The 4,985-nt window shown below is 47.9% G+C and carries 4 protein-coding genes; 2 read left to right on the top strand and 2 right to left on the bottom strand.

All coding sequences use genetic code 11. The features are described 5' to 3' along the window. Positions 1 to 280: 280 nt before the first annotated feature. Positions 281 to 1,576, top strand: coding sequence for a DUF1444 family protein (locus tag Q0294_RS16360; protein ID WP_299467594.1), 1,296 nt, complete (start codon positions 281 to 283; stop codon positions 1,574 to 1,576). A 31-nt stretch (positions 1,577 to 1,607) separates the two neighbouring features. Continuing rightward, positions 1,608 to 2,435 (top strand): MBL fold metallo-hydrolase, encoded by an 828-nt coding sequence (locus tag Q0294_RS16355; protein WP_299467592.1) that lies wholly within the window; start codon positions 1,608 to 1,610, stop codon positions 2,433 to 2,435. Here the strand turns inward: Q0294_RS16355 and Q0294_RS16350 are convergent. Next, on the bottom strand, positions 2,432 to 3,814 hold the full coding sequence (locus tag Q0294_RS16350) for a LysM peptidoglycan-binding domain-containing protein (protein WP_299467590.1): 1,383 nt from the start codon (positions 3,812 to 3,814) through the stop codon (positions 2,432 to 2,434). The genes Q0294_RS16355 and Q0294_RS16350 overlap by 4 nt on opposite strands. Positions 3,815 to 4,049: 235 nt before the next feature. After that, the coding region (locus Q0294_RS16345) for a hypothetical protein (RefSeq protein WP_299467588.1) at positions 4,050 to 4,985 on the bottom strand (936 nt) is incomplete at its 5' end.

Below are 4,985 nucleotides of genomic sequence, written 5' to 3'. Positions count from 1 at the left end.
TAACTCGCTCAACAGTAATTACTTACGATATTATTTTAAAATTCCCAATGAGCAGATCGCCTGGAAATTACCGGGTATTGCCCCGCGGGAAGGCATTTTGCTGCTTAGATTAATGGCAGCCTGACTGAAGGACCTGTCTAGTTTTTCAGATAGAGTTCTTTTTGGAAATCGTCTAATATAAAATCTCTGTAAGACGCCGTTCGAAAAGTTGGTAACACAGCACTGACTGGAACCAATTCTTTTCTAGTCAGAATCATCTCTTGCGCTGATGGTGAATTTATTGTCTGAATTGCATTTCAATCAATGGGTCAACTACACAGGGCCCGCAAATTGGTATTCACTCTCTTATCCATCGAGTTGGGTCAAGGATGAGAAGGATGGGATTCTCCAGCTCAGTTCTCCTGAAGGAAACGCCACGTTAACCATCAGTTGTCACTGGAAATCCCTGCTCCCCCAATCGAACTGTGAGTCGAACCTGCAAATTGATTTCGACCAGTTTTTTGTCAAACATCGGAATATTCAGAGACGGGGCCCGTTAGCAATCGAACATGAATCGATCGGCTATTCCGGTGAAGCCATTATTCAAAAACACACTTCCCCCTGGAAAGAGTCGCTGTCGTGGTTGCCATTTTTTCAGAAACACTGGCACCACTGGAAACTCTGGTTGATCCGGGAACGCTCGATTCAGATGGTCGCCACTTTTTTCTATGATCCACAATTTCACGAGGACTTTTTTGAAACCGTACAACGCATCCTGCACTCGATTCAGCTATCACTGAATCCGGCGAATCCGCCTGAACTGTTCGCGAATGAAGTTTTGTATCTGGCTCAGAAAAAATTTCCCCTGGTGAAATCCCATTTGATCCCCGGATTTCGATTAAACTTTGGTGAATCTGAGATCAATCTGACAAATTTCTATCGTGCTTACCTGGCAACACCGGAATTTTTCGAGAAGAATATCACGACAGCTCTGGCGACGATTCTGCAGATCAATGAGTGGGGAGATGCCCAGACTGAACCTGATCTCTCACAGGTGCAGGAACGGATTATGCCGATCCTGCTCTCCCGGGAATCCTGGGAAAACAACTTTCCCAACTTTGTCGGCGAAAGTTGGGTTGCCAATCTGGCAATTCTGTACGTGGTCGACGAATCGAACGCGTACTGGTATATTCACGATAAGCTCCTCAGAAAATGGAATATCGACCGGGAACAATTACACCAGATCGCACTCAAGAATCTGGACCGGTATTTTGACAGCAATCAAATCGAGTTAATCTGCATGTCCCGAGAAGATGGCCCGAATATGATTATTCAAAGTAAACCGGATGCCTATAATGCGTCTCAGGTACTGAGTAAATCATTTTACCTGCAGGCACGTAAGTTTCTGGGCAGCGAATTTCTGGCCGGAGTCCCCAATCGGGACTTTCTGCTTGCGCTCAGCTTAAGTGAGGCGCAGATTATTGAAAAAATCCAGCATAATATTGCCAGTGATTATTTAACCATGGACCACCCGCTCACAGATCAATTACTGGTCGTCACTGCGGATGGAGTCAGCGAATATTGCGGCGTCAGCTGAGCAGCGCCACTTCTAAAGTGATCAAAGAGTAATGCAACAGGAATCAAATCTATTTTCACAAAGGCGTGGTGAATTCATAACAATGGGCACCGGGACCAGTGTGGGAATTCCCATTGTGGGCTGCGACTGTAATGTGTGCACTTCAGCAAATCCCAAAAACCAACGCGGGCGCACCTCGGTTTATGTGGGTGCCCCGGAAGGGGGATTTCTGATTGATACGCCGCCGGAACTCCGGCTGCAACTGCTCAGAGAACATATCCCCTGGGTACATGCGGTGCTTTATACCCACAGCCATGCCGATCATATTTTTGGTCTGGATGATGTGCGGATCAGTGGATACCGGCTGGAAAAATCCATCATGCTGCATTGCGAAGAAATCGTAGAGGAGCAGATCCGTCGTTCGTTTAATTATGCGTTTGAAACGCCGACCTACAACACACACCACATGTCACGCCCGCGGCTTGATTTTCAAACGGTGACGCTGGAGCCCTTTGATCTGCTGGGCGTTCGAGTTCAACCGATTCGGCTGATGCATGGAACGCTGCCTGTTTTGGGCTACCGCATCAATAATATCGCGTTCTGCACGGATGTCAGCGAGATTCCGCCAGAAAGCTGGCAGCATCTGGAAGGGCTGGATATTCTGGTCCTTGATGCCCTGCGGATCAAACCGCATCCCACCCATTTCAGTCTCGAGCAGAGTCTGGAAGTCGTGGAAAAAGTCAAACCCAAACGAGCTTACTTCACACACATTTCTCATTCACTCGAACACGAAGAGATTAACGCCAGCCTGCCAGACCACGTCGAACTGGCTTTTGATGGACTTTCCCTGCCGCTCAATGGCTTACCCGAAAATTCCTAAGGCAGCTGCAGAACCATTCCCGGTCGAATCGAATTCGCGTTTTTCAACAGATCACTGTTCTTCTGATAGATCTTGAACGCTGCGGATCGTTTTCCATAGAGGCGGACGGCGATCGATTCCAGTGAATCACCGTCTTTGATGGTATAGGTTTTCGATTTTGTAGAACTCCCCGACTGAGTTGTATCGCCAAAATTCTCGTCAAACAGTTCTTCTACAATTTTTTCCACATTTTCCGGCTGAACCTGTGATAAAGACTGCGCTGGTTTGGTTCCCTGAATGCCGCTTTGCGAGCCTGTTTTCGGGGTTAACGGAGAACGGGGAACCGGAATAAATTTCCGATAGCTTTCCGGTATCGACTTTGACCCATTTTTCCCGTCCAGCAAATTTCCGGATTCGAGTGTTTTCTCAAGCTGTTGAATGGTTTTCTTGTGATCCAGATCCTTGAGCGGTTTTTGATCCTTGGAATTCGACAGCGATTCAATCAGACCTTCAAATTGCACGGTCGAAGAACCCGATTTCAACGTCGGCTGGGAGACCATTTGACCTACCGTCCGCTTGCCAGTCTTTGCTGATGCTCCCACAGAGGTCTGACGGTTCGCTGATTGTGGCGTCGTATCTGCCGAAGGATAGACGGGAATTCGCAACTTCATTCCCTCCCGAATATCATTCGGACTCCGCAGCTGATCACGATTCAGATTAAAGATTTCCTGATATTTCCGACTGGTTCCCAGATAACGAATCGAAATTTCTGACAGCGTTTCTCCGGACTTGACGGTATGAATTCGTATTTGCGGGGCCAGCCTTTGTTCTGGTGCCGTCGTTTCCGGTTTTTGCTGCGGGGGATTGACTTCCCAGGCATTATTATGCTGTGGCTTGATATTCTCAGAGCCAGATTGATTGGGGCTGGGAGTGGATCCTTGAGAAATCGGTTTTACCGTGGGTTCATTCTGATTGGGCTCAAATACGGAATCTTGCAGTTTGGGCTTCGAAAGCGGCTCGTCGGGCAGCTCGATTTCTTTCAGAAATTCAGGCATCTCTCCCCAGCGTTCCGCATTCGAACCTTTCTTCGCTGCTGGTGAAGCAGGGGTTGTGTGTGAAATTGTCGGGACAGAAACTTTGGAACCCGAAGACATTGACTGCGCATCGGTAATGCCTGTTAAAACCTGTTCGCTGCCCAGCTGTGAACCCGGTTTTTCTTTGCCCTGAGTCCCTAAATAAGGAGTGCGGTCTTTGTCGGCAATTTGCTCATCCAGATAATGAGGATCATTCAGCTCGGGGATCTCGACCGTCGTGTTTCGATCCTGCCGCAGGCAGAACGCGCCCACAAACCCAAGAACTAATAATGCTAACGCTAAACCTACTTTTTTATCTTGATGCATTTGAACCTCGCCTCGATTGGTACGCTGTGTAGTTATGCGTATCGGGCGAAATACTTCAAAAAAAAATCTGAAAATCTGAAGATGGGCTTAGCGCGCGTAGATACCTGCTCTGGTATCACACTTGAGTCGATCATGATGAAAATACGACGAACGGTCGAAACAGACTCACCAATTGATCGGTTCGTATGAGTTATAAGGCTTTTATAGCTAGCGACTGTCGTAAGACGACTGCGGTCTAATTCAAACCTTGCTTACGTCGTATCCGGGTGAACAGATTTTTGTATCGGCCGAATGCGGGACCTCTCAAGTGAGAAGTGGCAGACTGCTGTTCTCTGGCTCCGGATTGTGAATCCACTCGAAACGTGGAAGTGGCACGCTGCTCGTTGAGTTTGTCAAGGACATGAGAATGATCCCGCGAGATGGGGGCCTCAGATTCATACCATTCTTCGCTATCAGGCTGGACCATATCATATGAGCCTGTATCCTCCTGGGGTGTTTTCGTTTCAGGAGTCTCTGTGTAATTGCGAATCTCGTTCAGGGCATTGAACAACCCTTTGCGTGTCTCGGCACAAACCTCAAAAATCTGAGCTGCCAGCAACTCTTCAAAAGAATCTCCCCCCAGGGATATTTCGTGAGCCAATTCCTGAAATACATGTTCATTAACCTGTCTCTGATGATCTTCCGGTAAATCGACTGAGTCTAATTCAGAAGATTTGGTCAATTCCGGTTTATGACTCAAACCGGTTTGCTGGTGAGATTCAGTAATTTGTTCAGAGACTAAGTCCTGTGGTTTTGCGATTTGTCTCTCTGCGGAAATCGATTTAACAGCGGGGTGAAATTGAGGAGGTTGTAACTGCAGGGGCTGTCGTAACACCGCAGATTTCTGCTTTGGTTCCCGCGGAAGCGTCGCTGGGTCGATCCCGGCGTCAATGGCCGCATAGCGATCGATGATCGCCACAAATCCATCCGTGGTTACCGCGGATGCTTCTTCCTCGTAGACAAATACCGGGATGTGAGAAACCGCCGCAGGAATTTCTGCCTCAGGTAGAAACTCACTCACTGACTGAACAGCGGATGCTGCCTGTTCATGATTCTCAATTGCTTCAGAACCGCTACCAATTTCGATCGCTTCGATATCATCTCCCAGGGATAATAAATCAGACGAATCCCA

Origin of the sequence: uncultured Gimesia sp., from assembly GCF_937919775.1 — a bacterium.
Lineage (GTDB): Bacteria > Planctomycetota > Planctomycetia > Planctomycetales > Planctomycetaceae > Gimesia.
This window is presented reverse-complemented; position numbering and strand designations above follow the sequence as displayed.

Excerpts from the sequence above, each read along its gene's own strand:
- Q0294_RS16350 (WP_299467590.1), bottom strand. The coding sequence starts at position 3,814 with ATGCATCAAGATAAAAAAGTAGGTTTAGCGTTAGCATTATTAGTTCTT.
- Q0294_RS16355 (WP_299467592.1), top strand. The coding sequence starts at position 1,608 with ATGCAACAGGAATCAAATCTATTTTCACAAAGGCGTGGTGAATTCATA.